Origin of the sequence: Iamia sp. SCSIO 61187 (assembly GCF_019443745.1) — a bacterium.
Lineage (GTDB): Bacteria > Actinomycetota > Acidimicrobiia > Acidimicrobiales > Iamiaceae > Iamia.
Map to the genome: position 1 here is coordinate 5,012,677 of NZ_CP050948.1, position 15,021 is coordinate 5,027,697.

General features: G+C 70.3%; 7 protein-coding genes. 5 read left to right on the top strand and 2 right to left on the bottom strand.

Going from position 1 to position 15,021, the window contains the following annotated elements:
* Nucleotides 1–102 precede the first annotated feature (102 nt).
* Genes HC251_RS24200 through HC251_RS24210 form a run of 3 tightly spaced genes read left to right on the top strand, consistent with a single transcriptional unit; the run spans nucleotide 103 to nucleotide 6,379 of the window.
* Nucleotides 103–1,290, top strand: a complete 1,188-nt coding sequence (locus HC251_RS24200; protein ID WP_219943180.1) for a DUF6361 family protein — start codon at nucleotides 103–105, stop codon at nucleotides 1,288–1,290.
* Nucleotides 1,290–3,131: a phospholipase D family protein gene (locus HC251_RS24205; RefSeq protein WP_219943181.1), complete on the top strand. Its 1,842-nt coding sequence runs from the start codon at nucleotides 1,290–1,292 to the stop codon at nucleotides 3,129–3,131. The genes HC251_RS24200 and HC251_RS24205 overlap by 1 nt, the downstream gene beginning before the upstream one ends.
* Nucleotides 3,128–6,379, top strand: a complete 3,252-nt coding sequence (locus HC251_RS24210) for a helicase-related protein (RefSeq protein ID WP_219943182.1) — start codon at nucleotides 3,128–3,130, stop codon at nucleotides 6,377–6,379. Before HC251_RS24205 ends, HC251_RS24210 begins: the two co-directional genes overlap by 4 nt.
* Here the strand turns inward: HC251_RS24210 and HC251_RS24215 are convergent.
* The gene (locus HC251_RS24215) at nucleotides 6,319–7,596 is read right to left on the bottom strand and encodes an ISL3 family transposase (protein WP_219941251.1); all 1,278 of its coding nucleotides are present in this window, start codon (nucleotides 7,594–7,596) and stop codon (nucleotides 6,319–6,321) included. The two genes, HC251_RS24210 and HC251_RS24215, sit on opposite strands and share 61 nt — an antisense overlap.
* A 433-nt stretch (nucleotides 7,597–8,029) precedes the next feature.
* Here HC251_RS24215 and HC251_RS24220 point away from each other — a divergent pair, with 433 nt between their 5' ends.
* Both HC251_RS24220 and HC251_RS24225 read left to right on the top strand, forming a co-directional pair.
* Nucleotides 8,030–9,013: an EcsC family protein gene (locus HC251_RS24220; RefSeq protein ID WP_219943183.1), complete on the top strand. Its 984-nt coding sequence runs from the start codon at nucleotides 8,030–8,032 to the stop codon at nucleotides 9,011–9,013.
* Between the two features lie 707 nt (nucleotides 9,014–9,720).
* The gene (locus HC251_RS24225) at nucleotides 9,721–9,984 is read left to right on the top strand and encodes a hypothetical protein (RefSeq protein ID WP_219943184.1); all 264 of its coding nucleotides are present in this window, start codon (nucleotides 9,721–9,723) and stop codon (nucleotides 9,982–9,984) included.
* A 1,659-nt stretch (nucleotides 9,985–11,643) separates the two neighbouring features.
* On the opposite strand, the gene HC251_RS24230 is transcribed toward HC251_RS24225, so the two are convergent.
* A complete protein-coding gene (locus HC251_RS24230; RefSeq protein ID WP_219943185.1) occupies nucleotides 11,644–15,018 on the bottom strand; it encodes a TM0106 family RecB-like putative nuclease in 3,375 nt (1,124 codons plus the stop codon).
* Nucleotides 15,019–15,021: the final 3 nt, after the last annotated feature.

The window sequence follows — 15,021 nt, forward strand, 5'->3', positions numbered from 1 at the left end:
CCTGCCGACCCTAGGCGTAGGTGGGTAGGCGGTCTTCGCTGTCACACCCCCGTGACACGATGCCTGGGCGTCCCGAGGGGGCGCGGGCGGGAGGAGGGGACCATGGCCGTCGCGACGTTCACGTGGCTGGACCACAACGACGAGGATGCGCAGCGGGTGCGGGAGGCGCTGGCCGCCTTCGACTCGCCCGGGATGATCGACCCGCTTGGCTTCGGGCCGGTGCGGGATGCGTTCAGCGAGCTGCTGTTCCCTGGCATCAGCACGGTCCAGACCCGAGCCCGCTACTTCCTCCTGGTGCCCTGGGTGTACCAGCGCCTCGACCTGGAGGGTGTGCGCAGCAGCGACGGAGCGGCGCAAGCTCGGGAGTGGGAGGTCGCTCTGATCGGTGCTCTGCTGGCCGGGTCGACGGACCCGTCGGGCATCATCGGCCGCGAATCGCGGGACGGCACGAAGCAGCTCCCGAGCCAGATCTACTGGGGCGGGCTCGGGCGCTGGGAGGTCCGCCTCTTCTCCGGTACCCGTCGGGAGTACGTCGCCGGGATCGACCGCCGACGTGCTCGTCGGCGACGCGCCGATGACGAAGGGGGCGGCCAGGGCGAGCTGTGGCACGTCTTGCCCCCCATGCCGGAGGACGTGTTCGACGAGTGCACCCTGGCGCTGGAGCCCGGGGAGGCCGAGTACCTCCGTGCCCGCGTCCTCGCGTCGATCCCCGACTCCTTCCTGGCCGACCTGATGCGCGCCCCGAGCGACGGTGACCTCGGCGACTGGCCGTGGGATGCCGACGGTGCGAGCGCCGCGAACGGTGAGGTGCTGCACCACGCCCGGCTGTTCTCGCTCGTGTCGTGGGGTGCCAACCTGCTCTACAACCGGGTGCTGGAGGATCGCTACCTGGCCGACGGCACGGGCGACTTCGGAGGAGCGCCCGACTCGCTCCTCGCGGACTGGGTCGAGGCGATGCAGGCGGAAGCCGCCGAGCTCGCGCCTTGGGGCGAGGACCTCGACCGGCTGTGGTCCATCGTCGCCCGAGTCAACCCCCGCGTCCTCCGGCTCCGGCCGTTCGTCGACTCCTGGTTGGTGCGGGCGATCGCCGATCCCGGCTCGATTGCCCGCGACGCAGCGGTGATGGCCGACCTCGTGGCACGCGAGGCGTCGATCAAGGGACACCGAGCTCGGCTGTCCAGCAAGAGGGCTCGGGAGACGAGCAGCGGCATGCAAGGACAGGTCCGGATGGCGTTCCGTTGGCAGCAGGTGAGCGACATCGTCACCGACATCCGGGAGGGCCTCGTCTGATGCTGGCTCCCCACGACCGCGCCGGGCTCTTCGAGGCGCTGCGGCCGCCGTCGGGCTTCATGCTCGACCATGCCGTCGGCACCTCGTTCACCCTCGACCTCGAGGCGTTGCTGACTGCACCGATCGCCTTCGCCCTCTACGCCGCGTCCGACCTCGACGCCGCCGACGGCCTTGAGCCGGTAGGCCTCCTCGAGGCCGTCCGCCGCCATGCCGAGCGCATCACCCTCTTCTGCCAGTCGGGGCACATCGCCGTGCCGGCGGCCCACCGCACCGTGTTCGCGTGGCTCGAGGACGTGGTGGTCCCGGTCGAGCCGGTCCGCCGCGGCTACCTGTTCCACCCGAAGGTGTGGGTGGTCCGCTTCGTCAGCGCCGATGGCGACCGTGCGGTGCTCCGAGTGCTGTGTGCGACGCGCAACCTCACCTTCGACACGTCGTGGGATTCGTTGCTGCGGGTCGAGACCGACCCATACCCGGTCGAGACCGGCCCCGCCGCCGAGCAGCCGAACCTGGCGCCTCTCGGCGACCTGGTCCGAGCGTTGCCCCGTATGGCGGTCGATCCAGTGTCGAGCCCCTCGATCGCGGACGCGATCGAGAGGGTCGCCGCAGACCTCGACCGGGCTCACGCGCTGCCGCCGGAGCCGTTCGCGGACCTGGCGTTCACGGTGCACGGGCTGGCGGGTTCGGTGCCACTGCCGGTCCCGGCTGACGCCGACGGGGTCGCGATCGTCTCCCCGTTCGTCGACCCGCGGTTCCTGCGCGACGTCGAGGAGGTCGCTCCCATCCGGCTGCTCGTGTCGCGTGACGCCACCCTCGCCGGGCTCGGTGAGGCCGTGGCCGATGTCGGCCGCAGCGCCGTGCTCAACCCGGCGGCCGAGGTCGACGCCAGCTCCGACGGTCGGATCGGGGCGGCGCCCCTGCACGGAGGCCTCCACGCCAAGCTCTTCGTGTCCGATGGTCCCTCGCACAGCACCGTGGTCACCGGCTCGGCCAATGCCACCCGGGCCGCATTCGGCGGGAACGTCGAGGTGACGGCGACGATGACCGGCCCGATCGACCAGGTCGGCATCGATGCCCTCCTGGACCCCGGGAGCAAAGGTGCCGCCGGCTTCGGTGCCGTGCTCGTCGACTTCACTCCGAGGGAGGACCCTGTCGATACAGCCGCCGACGAGCTCATCCGGGTCGTCGACGCCGTGCGCCGGCGGTTGTCCGTGAGCGCGCTGTCCGCTTCGGTGACGGCCGACGGGGCCGACTTCCGCATGGTGCTCTCGGGAGAGGTCGACGTTGACGGCGGTGACCTGCTCGACCGGCTCGACGTGTCGGTCCGGCCGGTGACCCTGGCCCCGGCGGCTGCGGTGGCGGTGCCCGCCGGAGCGGCGATCGACGCGACCTTCTCGGTCTCCCTCGAGGGCATCACCGCCTTCTTCGTCCTGGAGGTGATGGGCGAGCGTGCGGGACTCACCCACTCCACGGCGACGTTGGTGAAGGCGACGCTCGAGGGCGTTCCCGACGACCGGCGGCGCAAGCTTCTCGCCGCCATGCTGCGTGATCCCGAGCGGCTCCTCCGCTACCTCGTCCTGCTCCTCTCCGACGGACCGGAGGGCATGGACGGCGACGGCGACGGGTCGGGGATGGCCTGGCTGCGGCGGCTGGGCGGTCGGGGGTGGGACGACGTGCCCCTCGTCGAGCTCCTCGTACGGGCCGTCGAGCGGGACCCGGCTCGCCTCGACCACATCGACGGGCTCGTCACAGACCTAGGCGACCAGCGGGGCGAGGTCCTGCCGTCGGGGTTCGACGATCTGTGGGCCGCGGTGTGGGAGATCCGACAGGAAGCCGGACGATGAACCGCTTCGAGGCCGAGCCGACCCTCAGGGGGCTGAAGGTCTTCCAGCGGACCACCGCCGAGCACGTCTTCCGTCGGATGTACACCGACCCCGACCCCAGCCGCCGGTTCCTCGTGGCCGACGAGGTCGGCCTGGGCAAGACCCTCATCACTCGTGGGGTGATAGCCCAGGCGGTCGAGCACCTCCAGGACAAGGTCGACCGGATCGACGTCGTCTACGTCTGCTCCAACGCCCAGATCGCTCGGCAGAACGTGCGACGCCTCCGCATCGGCATCGAGAACGACCTCGCCGTGCTCGACCGCATCACCAAGCTCCCGATCGTCGCCGGGGACCTCGATGCCGCCCGTCGATCCTCGGGAGAGGAGCTGCGGGTCAACCTGGTGTCCTTCACACCGGGGACGTCCTTCGAGCTACGAGGTGGGTCGGGCCGCAGCGACGAGCGGACGGTGCTGCGCCTCCTGCTCTCGATGGTGTGGGACGACAGGTCGTGGGCGACGAAGGGCTCCTACCGGGTGTTCCAGGGCGGGGTGCAGAGCTTCGACCGTTTCAAGCAGCAGTGCCAGCGGACGCGCCGTGACCACGGCCGCACGATCACCGGCGACTTCGTCGCTGGTCTCCGCAACGAGATCGACCGTGAAGACATCGCTCGGGTCGCTGCGGGAGCGCCGACGCTCCGAGTGGAGTTCGACGAGGTGGCCGACCGCTTCGCCCACGAGCGATTGCACTGGAAGGACCGCCGTCGGCGCAACGAGCTCGTCGGCGCCGCTCGAGCCTGCCTGGCCCGCGCGTGCCTCACATCCCTCGAGCCCGACCTGATCGTCCTCGACGAGTTCCAGCGCTTCAAGCACCTCCTGGCCGCCCCCGGCGACGAGGTGAGCGACGCTGCGGCCCTGGCCCAACAGCTCTTCGACTTCGTCGACGAGGAGGCCGACCTCGAGGCGCGTGTGCTCCTCCTCTCAGCGACGCCCTACAAGATGCTGACCACCGGGCTCGACACCGAGGACGACCACCACGAGGACATGATCCAGACGGCGGCGTTCCTCATGAACCACGACGGGGCGCGGGTCGAGGAGCTGCGGTCAGGCCTGCGTGACCTCCGCCAGGGGGCGCTCCTGCTCGGCCGCGACGGCGGGGCGGCAGCTCGGTCCGCCAGGACGCAGGTCGAGGACAGCCTCCGGCGCGTCATGGTTCGGACCGAGCGCCTGGCCGCCACCCCCGACCGGTCGGGCATGTTGGCCCCCGCCGACGATGGTGGGGTCCAGCTCCGAGGCGACGACATCCGCCGGTATGTGGGGGCGGCCCGCCTGTCCCGTGCGCTCGGTGTCGGCGACCCCATGGACTACTGGCTGTCGGCCCCGTTCCTCGCCAACTTCCAGAGTCGGTACAAGCTCGGCCAGGCCCTCGGGGTTGCGGCGGAGGGCGGCGCCGGGGCACCTGCCCTCGTCGGTGGCGACCTCACCGGCTCCGGTCTGCTCGACCACGACGCCGTCGAGCGCTTCGACGAGCTGGCCATCGACAACCCCCGGATGCGGTGGCTGGTGGACGACACCGTCGGTCGGGGGGCGTGGCGGCTGCTGTGGATGCCGCCGTCGCTGCCCTACGTCGAGCCGTCGGCGGCGTACGCCGACCCGGCGCTGGCCGGGTTCACCAAGCGCCTTGTGTTCTCGAGCTGGACGATGGTCCCCACCGCCATCTCCACGTTGGTCACCTACGAGGCGGAGCGGAAGATCGTCAACGCCGGCTCGGGCCGACCTGCGTACCGCAACTCGACCGAGGGACGTGCCTCGCGTGGGCGTCTCCTCCGCATGGACGTCTCCGGCGACCGGCTGACCGGGCTCCCGGTGTGGACGCACCTGTACCCGAGCACCGTGTTGGCCCGCATCGGCGATCCGCTCGACCTGGCAAGGTCCAACGGAGGCCAGCCCGTCAGTGTCGCTTCGGCCTCTGATGCGGTGCGGGAGCGCCTGGAGGTCCACCTCCGAGCGCTGCGGGAGGACCTGGACAGCGAGGGAGTCGTCGTCGCCGAGGAGGGCCCCGTCGACGAGCGCTGGTACTGGGCCGCCCCTATGTGGCTCGACTGGCTGGCCGACAAGGCCAGCACCGAGCGCTTCTTCGACCTGGGCCGCAAGGGCATCCAGGACGCCCTCACCGCCGACGACACCGACCGGGGCGGCGAAGCCGCGGGCCTCCGGCAGCACCTCGTCGAGGTCATCAAGGCCTACTGGGACTACCCGGCCACGATGGGCCGTCCACCCGACGACCTCGTCGACGTCCTGGTGGCGGTGGCGATGGGGTCGCCAGCCGTCGTCGCTCAGCGGGCCCTGGCCAGGGTCACCGGGCGCCCCGTCACCGACCTCGACCTGCGGCGCTCGTCGCTGTCGCTGGCGTGGGGCTTCCGGACGCTCTTCAACGGCCCCGAGGCCACCGAGATCGTGCGCGCCGCCCACCGGGAGGAGCCGTACTGGCGCCGGGTGCTCCGGTACTCGATCGCCGGGAACCTGCAGGCGGTGGTCGACGAGTTCCTGGCCGTCCTACTGCCGTCGCTCGGCGAGGCGCACCCCGGCACCGAGGCAGCCCTGGCGAACCTGACTGCCAACATGTTCAGCGTCCTCCACGTGCGGACGGTCTCGTACGCCGTCGACCGCATCGAGGTCGATGGCGACATGTGCGAGGTCACCACCGAACGGATGCGGGCCAACTTCGCCCTCCGGTTGGGGACCGACGCCACCGACGAGGGCAGCGCCATGCGCGAGAGCGAGGTCCGAGACGCCTTCAACTCACCCTTCTGGCCGTTCGTGCTGGCGACCACCTCGGCCGGCCAGGAGGGGCTCGACTTCCACCACTACTGCCATGCCGTCGTGCACTGGAACCTGCCCGGGAATCCGGTCGACCTCGAGCAGCGGGAGGGTCGTGTGCACCGCTTCATGGGCCACGCCGTGCGCCGCAACGTGGCCCTCCGCCACGGGGATGCCGGCCGGCGGGCCTCGGGCGATCCGTGGCGGCAGCTATTCGCCCTGGCCGACAAGGATCGCGACCCCGGTGAGCCGGAGATCAGGCCCTGGTGGGTCTACGCCGTGGACGGCGGACGGATGATCGAGCGGTACGTGCCGGCGCTGCCCCTTTCACGCGACCGGGCGAGGTCCGAGCAGCTCCGCCGAGCCATGGGCCTATACCGGCGCTTCGGATTTCACGGGGGTGGAGCGGGGGTGATCGTGGCGAGCTGGTCCCAGTTGGGGCGGCCGGCGTAGAGCAGGACGCGTAGGCGGTAGTTCCGGAACCGGCGGAACCCGAACCCGACGCGCTTGATCCGCTTGATGAGGCTGTTCATGGCCTCGGTGGGCCCGTTGGTCACCTGCGCTTGGTGCCAGGCGACGATCTCGTCGGACCAGCGCCGCAGCGTCCGGCCGAGCTGCTGGAGCTCTCTGGGCATGGAGCGGTCGAGGAGGCTCTCGATGAGCTCGGCCAGGTAGCCCGCCGCGGCCTCGGCGGGCTGGTCGAACAGACCCCGGAGGGTCTCCTTGGCGTGCCAGGCCATCCGGACCTCGCCGTGGGGGTCGCCGGCGTCGAGGAAGCTGAGCAGCTTCGCCTCGCCTTGGTCGTCGAGACGCTCGTGAGCCTTGGTGAGCAGGCGCCTCGATCGGTAGAGCGGGTCGTCTCGGTGGCCGCGGTGGCCGAGGGTCTCTTGTTGGACCCGGCGGCGGACGTCGTCGAGGCGGGTGTTGGCCAGCTTGATGACGTGGAACGGGTCCGCGACCTGCACGGCGTCGGGGAGCGTGTCGTTGAACGTCTTGCGGTACGGACCCGACAGGTCCAACGCCGCCCACGCGATGTCCACCCGCCAGGCGGCAGGTCGGGCCTCGAGCCACGCCGACGGGGCCTTGGCGGTGCGGCCCTCGACGACATCGAGGAGCTGCGCAGGCTGGGTGACATCGACGATGGAGGTCACCCAGGACCGGCGCCGCCACGTGCCGGTGCGGACGAAGAGCGTCTCGTCCAGGCCGAGCGCGCTCACCTGCTCGATGCGGTCGGGGTCCTCGATGAGCGGGGTGCCGTAGGCGACGACTGCGTCCATGACGGTGTGCCAGTCACAGCCCAGCTCCCCGGCGACCGCAGAGACCGGCTGGCCCTGGCCGACTTGGCGGGTCATCCACCGACCGGCCCGGTCCGTCACCCCCGCTCGGGGCGCGGCGATGGCCGGCTGGGTCTCGGTGAACGTGGCGGTCCCGCAGGCCGGTTCCGGGCAACGCCACCGGCGCTTGTGCCACACCAGCACCGCGGGGCGGCCGAACGCAGCCAGGTCCACCAGGGCCACCGGCCGCTGGTCCTTGAGCCACGCCCGAGTGCCACACGCCGTGCAGCCGACCACGGTCGCGGTGGTCTCGACGTGGACCCGCAACGGCTCGCCCGGGTCGTCCTCGACGCCCAGCACGCGGATGGCGGGCAAGCCCACCACAAGGGCGCACATGCGCGTAGCGTCAGTCTCCACAGGGGCTCTCCAGGCTCGGTTGGCTTCGCAACCCCGATCCTGGTTGAGCCCCTGTGCCGCGCCCGCGGACCCTCAGATCAACCGCCTACACCCCCCGCAGATCCGAAGCGCCCCTATACCGCCTCGCCTTCGGACAGCCCCGCCAGGACGAGCTCATCGCCTACCTCGGCACACAGGTCGACCTCGCCGACCTCGACCGCCTCGCCGACACCCTCCGCATCGACCTATCTCCACAATGATCCTCTTGGCACTAGGCGAACCCAGTCCTTGCGCCGACGAGCCTGGGCCAGAGGGGGAAACGCTGAGATCCCTACCCTGGAGTAGGTCGTCACCTAAACGTGACTCGGCCGGCGCTGCTCGTCGCCTTTCCGTAGTTGATCGCCGTGGGACGCGCCCCGAGTAGCGTGCGCATGTGATTGAAGGCCTTGGGAACATGACCGCAATGTCGCCTTACGAGGCGCGACGATGGGCACACCTGCAACAGCACTGGGAGAAGAAGGCCGAGCGCCGAGAGCTCCCTCTTCCCAAGGCGCGTGCCGCACTCGGGGAGGCAGGGGGACAGATCAGGGACGTCGCCGGTAAGGGTGCGCAGGCGGTCGCCAACGTCACTCCACCCGGCATCAGAGATGGCTTCGAGAAGGTGACCGACGGCGTTCTTGCCCCGAGCGTCACGGGAGCGGTCCACCTATTGGAGTTGGTGACCGACTGGACGACCGAGCTCATGAATCCCGAGAGGGTGCTCGATCATCACCGGGCAAAGGGTCGCCCCGTCTCGAACCTCGAGGATCTACGTGCCGTGGATCTTGAAGGCCTCAATGACTACACGCGCACCATGGCTTTGAGGTGGCGTACGAATGGCGCAGTCGAAGGCGGGGCTCTTGGTGCTCTCGCCATGGTTCCGATTGCAGGTGGCGTTGCCGCTATAGGCCTCGACATGCTTGTCATGCACGTGTTGAGCACAGCGCTTGCGACGAGAGTTGCCTTCTCGTACGGGTTCGACGTAAGAGACGATGAGATGCGGCATCTCGTCGACCGCATGGTCCTGCGTGCGTACCGAAACCAGCTTCCGAAAGCTCAGGCTGCGCAGAGGGCAGGCGCAGCCTTCAATGCGGCAAGAGGACGAGCCAGGAGGAGCCAGAAGCTTCTCAGCGATCACCGCATCCTGGACGCGGCCGACAAGCTCATGCAGCAGTTCGCCAGTGGCAAGGCGGTGCCAATCAATAAGGTGGCGAAGGCAATGCCTGTCATTGCCATCGTCGCAGGTGCCGGTACCAATGCCTACGTCCTAGGAGACGTCGTTCATCAGGCGCGCCTGTACGCTCAGACGCTCTATTTGGCCGAGAAGCATGGCCTTCCACTTCCGGAGAACCTCCGCCACCACGGCGACATCGATTGATGCAGCCTTATCTTGAACGCCGCTAGAGGCCTCAGCAGTCGGTGGCTTGGGGATGCCTCAGGCTTCGGCTCCTTCGGACCTATCAGTCGAGAGGAGGGCGAGCCAGCAGACGAGGTGAACGTCTTCCTCGGTGATCTCCGGGAGAGGGGTTGGCGGCGGGCTGGGGGCCAGGCCGAGCTCCTCGGCGTGCGGGCGATGACCGTCACCTGCTCGGCCGGCGGAGCAGTGGTGCCAATACCAACGCGGATGAGGCGTACGGTGCGCTCGGGCCACGGGGTCTGGAGCGAGTCGATGAGGTAGTCGGCAGCTTCCTGTGTCATCGCCGGCGGTCGGTGATTGCGGACCAGCTCGGCAGCACGGTTCATCGCGGTAGGCACCGATGGGGAGAGGTTGGCGGGGTCGGCTGCCTTGTTCCACTCGACGACTATGTCGGTGAGAGCTGCCGACCAGGCAGCGAAGGCACCCCGATAGGTGTCCTCGTCGAGCACCCGCGGGGTCTCGGGGCCCTCGAGCGGTCGGGCACGGTCCAGGCAGGCCAGGGTGTCCTTGATGGGCTCGTCGGGGCGACTGGCGTCGATGTAGCGGAACACAGGCCTGGGGTGGTCGGCGACCTTGGCGCAGAACACGTAGCCCGTCCCCCCGTCTGGGCTGGTGGCCATCCCGGAGCCAGAACCCCACGGGAGGCCTCTGATGTCGGGGCCCTTGTCGTGCTTGTCGATCGCCTCGCGGAGGGCTTGCCGGTACTCCTCGCCCGAAAGGGACGATCGGGCGGTGCCTCCCATCTCGAAGAGCGAGGCGTCCTCGCGACGGAGACGCTCGATCTCGTCGCGGGTGTCGGAATGGTTGACCTCGTTGGACTTGCTGCCCGGCAGGATCTCGCTGACGCCGACGGCTGCGGCGGCTTGCGCGATCTTGCGGTGGAGGCGGTCCTCGAGGCCGAGGAGCTCGTCGATCTGGGCGTCGGGACGTAGCTGCCCTTCCTGTCGGTGACCAGGTCCGTCTGGGCGACGGAGAGCATCGACTCGAGGAGGCCCTCGTAGATGGTGCCGAACTCACGGACCGACAGGCTGCGGAAGTCCACCGGCCCGATGACGCCGTCGGCACCCTCGTCGACCAAGAGGCTGGCCAGGGCCGGGCCGAACTCACCGTCGGTGAGACGGATGCCCCCCAGCGCAGCGCCGGACCGGTTGACGGTTGCATCGGCGGAGAACAACCCCCCGTTGTAGGCCGGCAGCCCCCACGCCTGGTTGCCCTTGTCGACCGCCCTCCACAGCTGCGTGACGTCCTCCCACAAGTCCTCGGCGTCGAAGCTCGTCGAGCCGGAACGTCGGTCCTCAGAGAGGTGCCGGGCGATCCTCTTCAGCGAGTGGTCTGCGTACCTCGAGTTGGACTGGTACGGGAGCAGGTCGCGATCTTCGCCGTAGGCCACGAACAGCAGCCTGAACAAGACGACGAGTGTCTGCTCGTAGGCGGACTCCAGGTCCTTGTCGGTGAGGTCCCAGGGATCGCCCATCCGGGAGGCGATGGCCTCCGCAAGCCGTGGGACGGCCTCGAAGTAGACGCGTTGCCGCAGTCGGTCGCCGAGCCCGGCGGCGAAGTCCTCCGAACGCCGGAGGATGTCCTCGATCGTCCCGTTCTCGGAGAGGGCACCGGCGCCGAAGAGCAACGGGAGGTAGCCCCGCCCGGTCGTCGGGCAGGAGCGCCAGGTTCGCCTCGACGAACGTCTCCGACCGGCCCTTGCGGCCGACGCCGGTGTCAGCACGGGCTGCGTAGAGGCGGATCTCTCGCCCGCGGGTGAGGACGACCCACGGCAGGCTCTCGGTGTCGGCGACGTTCAGCGCGTGGGACAACGCCGTGGTGCCGTTGAACCCCTCCGACGGGGTCTCGAACGTCTCGCCGTCCTCCAGGAACACGGCCACTGCACGCTTCGGCCCGCCTGGCGGGTGAGGACGCTGGAGCGCACTGACAGGCCGTCGATCTCGAAGCCGAGCCTCTCCACGAGCGTCCGCCCAGACAGGGCCAGGAGGGGCTTGCCTGAGGCGCATGCTGCGTCCCAGTCGGGCCGGCGGGGGACGCCGTGGCGGAGCTCCTGGCCGGCCAGCAGCCCAGAGTTGCGAACGCCGGGGAGGTCGCTGTCGGCCTCGGGCAGCATGGCGATTAGGAACCGGATCGCGGCGTGTCGTGTCGGCTCACTCAGGGCGGCGTCGGCCAGGCGTTCGATCTGAGAGACGTCGAGGCCGTTCAGCAGTGTCGGGTGCTCTCCCGCAGGACCGCAAACGGTCACCTTCGTGGCGCCCTCGACCGGGTACCCCACGATGAGGAGCAGAGGGCTCGGACGCTTGTTCTGACGAGCGGTCCACAGCTTGCGGACGTCGTCGGCCTTCGGTTGGCCGGCTGCCGATGCGAGGGCGACCTCCAACGCGTTCGATCCCCGCCCGAGGAAGACCGAGTGCGGCGTCAGCGCCGTCGGTCCGCCTTCCTGTGAACGCCAGCCCAACGGCTCACGGTCGACCAGAAAGTCCTCGCACCACTCGCTCGATGTCAGGCCCCTCCACCAGTCGACCCGCCGGGCCGGAACAGTAGGACGCCGGGGAACAGAGCGTTGGCCGGAAGTGCTGCATCTCGTCGGGTCAGCCGCCTCCAGCGCGCTCTGGCACACCATCGGTCGACTCGACGAAAGCGCAGAGGGTGGAGATGAGCTGCAGCTCGTCGAGGGTCCGGGCCCGGCTGTTGAGCAGGGCGTCGGTGCAGACGAGGTAGGCGAGGCAGCGGGCCCGGCTGACGGCCACGTTGAGGCGCTGGCGGGAAAAGAGGAAGTCGGCGCCCCGGGTCAGGTCGGCGCCCGACGAGGTCGTCATGGTGAAGAACACGACCGCTGCCTGGCGGCCCTGGAACTTGTCGACCGTGCCTACGGGGACGCCGGCGGTGGCCGGGTCGGAGTCGAGCCGGGCGCGCAGGAGGGCGACCTGATCGTTGAAGGGGGCCACGACCATGAGGTCGGTCGGCTCCATCGGGCGGGTCACGCCGTGGTGGTCGGTCCACGAGGCCCCGATGAGGCGACGGGCCTCGGCCCACACGACCTCGGCCTCCTCCGGGGACGACGTGGTGCACGCCTCGTGCTCGGCCCGCAGCCAGCGCAGGCCGGTGCCGAGCTCGGTGCCCTGGACGGCGCACGACGGGTGGCTGGTGAGCCGCCCGTCGTAGATCTCGTCGGAGATGAACCGGCACACGTCGGGGTGCATCCGCCGCGTCTCGGAGATGAACACGCCCCGGTCGCTCGGCATGGTCGGGTCGTCGCCGAGCACGTGCCCGAGAGCGCTGTGGCCGCCGACGCCGGGGTGCGACGCCTGTGCCACCTGCGGGAGCTGGGCCGGGTCGCCGAGGAGGACGATGTTCCGGGCCGCCCGCCCCGCCGCCAGCGCATCGGCGAGGGCGAGCTGGCCGGCCTCGTCCACTATCAGCACGTCGACCGGTGCGTCGGCCATGAGCTGGTTGGCGAAGAGCCAGGGCGTGCCGGCGACGAGGTTGACGTCGTCCTTGGCGCACGCCTTGTTGGACGACGTCAGCTTGACCTCCGAGGGGCTGGCGGCCTTGGTGTTGGTGACCTTCCGGACGGCCCGCAACAAACCCCGGTCACCCTTCTCGTCGAAGACCTCGATGATCTGGTTGAGGAAGTTGCCGATGGCGTGGTGGCTCATGGCCGTGATGCCGACCCGCCGGCCCTGGGTCACCAGCTCGTGCACCATGTGGGCACCGCGGTAGGTCTTGCCTGTGCCCGGCGGCCCCTGGACGGCGACGCACGTCCCGTCGAGGTCGCGCGCCCAGCGCCGCATCTCGTCGACGTCGTCGCCGAAGCGCCCACGGGGCGGGCCGCCGCCGGCCACGAACGCAGGGGCGTCTCGGCGCAGCAGGGCGAGCGAGGCCGGGTTGGCCGCGTCACCGGCGAGCACGTCGGCCGCCAGCTCGGTCAGCGCATCAGGCTTCGGGTTCGGGCTCACCCAGTCGTTCAGCACGACGGCGGTCGGCACCACCCCGAGCTCCTGGCACCGCTCCGACCAGTTCAGGTCGAGGGTCCCTGTCGCCCGGTCGAACGAGTCGACGTTGGCGAAGCCGGTCGGGCCGTCGACGGTGCCGTAGATGACCTGCCCAAGGTCGTTCCCTAGGGCCGAGGTGTCCTGCTCCGGGAAGCGGAACCGCATCGCGTGGCCCTTGAGCGGACCACCCTTCTTGTTGACCCGATCGCGAAGGCCGAGCGACTCGAGGCCGGCAATGACCTCGGGGTCTTCGAGGGCGATGTCGACCTCGGCCTGCGCCCGGACCAGCTTGGGAGCGAGGAAGGCCAGCCACTCCCGCCGCCAGTACCCCAGCACGTCGCCGAGGTCGTGCTCGGTCGTCCCCGGGTCGAAGGCGTGGAGGGCGGCGACCTGCTCGTCGAGCTCGGGGATGCCCTCGTCGGGCTCCAGGCGCGCCGCCCGCCACGGCAGCCCCGGGTCGCGGTGGTCGACCAGCCAGTCGCGGACCGCCAGCGTGGCCCGCACGTCGTCCTCGTTGTACCGGGCGATCTGGTCGAGGTGGACCGGATCGCCGTCGGCCATGCAGGCCTCGTAGGCCAGGACGGCCCCGGCGCCCTGTTCGATCTCGTGCGAGCGGACGAAATCGGTCAGCTCCTCGACCGCCTTCAGGCCGTAGGACTCGGCCCCGATCTGCACGGCGTTGCGCACGATGCCGAGGAGGTCGACGAACAGGCCGGTGTCGACCAGGGTGGCCAGCTGGGCCTCGGCCACGCCGTGGGTGGCGGTGAGGCGGTTCAGCGACGATCGCTCGGTGTGGTTGTAGTGGTACACGTGCATGTCGGGGTACCGCTCCCGACGGGCCGCCAGGTGGTCGAGGAGCGCCTCGGTGGCGGCGGCCTCCTCGTCCGGGTCGTGCGCCCAGAAGGCTCGGAACCGCCACTCGCCCCCCTCCCGCTCGATCAGTCCGAGCAGGAAGAACAGGCCGGCCTCGGCGGTCCAGAACGGATGGCCCTCGAAGTCGAGGAACACGTCGCCCTCGTCGGGCGCGGGCAGCAGCTCGAGGCCCCGGCCCCACGTCGGGTCGTCGCCAGGGGAAACGAGCCGGAACGGGACCGGCCCGTCCGGCGAGGTCCGGGCCTGGGCCTGCAGGGCCGCCTGGTCGGTCAGGATCGACGAGCGGTCGGGGCGGATGCCGGTGACCGGCGACGTCAGTCGCCCGAGCGCATCGAGGGTGGCGCACCCCTCGGCGACGAGGGCCGCCCGCTCGGGCGCCCGGATGCCGGCCACGAACACGAGAGAGTCGGCGTCGCGCCACCCCGAGGTGCAGTGGCCGGCCAGCTCGCAGAACGTGCAGTGGCCGCACGGCTCGGGCGGGTGCTCTGGTGCCGGGTCGTCGATGGCGGCCCGCACCTGCGCCCGCAAGCGGCGCCAGTACGGCAGCACAGTGTGGGCGGCGATGGTCTCGATCCGCCCCGAGCCCAGCCACAGGTGCACGCCCCGGGGGGCGACGCCCGTGGCCGCCTCGATGGCCTCCGCGTAGAAGCAGAGCTGCAGGACGTGGCCGGGCTTGGCCTCGGCCCGGGCCAGCTTGGCGTCCACCGGTTCGTAGCTGTTCCGCCCGTCGCGCTCGACCCTGACGAGGAAGTCGGCGATGCCCCGCACACCATCGTGGACGAGCGGCAGCTGGTAGAGGACGTCGTGGCCCTCGTCGAGGAGGTGGGCCGTCCGTTCGGCCCAGGCTGCGAACCTCTCGTGCTCGTCGCGGGGCGGTACCTCGCAGACCGAGAGGCCCTCGGCCCGGTAGTGGTCGAGGCAGGCCGCCTCGTGGGCGGTGCCCTTGTCCGCCAGCAGCTGGGCGAACGAGCCGAACCCGCCGAGCTCGGCTTCGAGGGTCCCCTCGTCGACCTGGTGCCGCAGCGCCAGGTAGTGCGGGCACTCCAGCCACGCACTGATCTTCGACGGCGTCAGCAACCGCTCTGTCACGTCCCCCATGTC

What these genes read in the sequence shown, in the direction of transcription:
- HC251_RS24230 (WP_219943185.1), bottom strand. Translation starts at nt 15,018, where the DNA reads ATGGGGGACGTGACAGAGCGGTTGCTGACGCCGTCGAAGATCAGTGCG.
- HC251_RS24200 (WP_219943180.1), top strand. Translation starts at nt 103, where the DNA reads ATGGCCGTCGCGACGTTCACGTGGCTGGACCACAACGACGAGGATGCG.
- HC251_RS24205 (WP_219943181.1), top strand. Translation starts at nt 1,290, where the DNA reads ATGCTGGCTCCCCACGACCGCGCCGGGCTCTTCGAGGCGCTGCGGCCG.
- HC251_RS24210 (WP_219943182.1), top strand. Translation starts at nt 3,128, where the DNA reads ATGAACCGCTTCGAGGCCGAGCCGACCCTCAGGGGGCTGAAGGTCTTC.
- HC251_RS24215 (WP_219941251.1), bottom strand. Translation starts at nt 7,596, where the DNA reads ATGTGCGCCCTTGTGGTGGGCTTGCCCGCCATCCGCGTGCTGGGCGTC.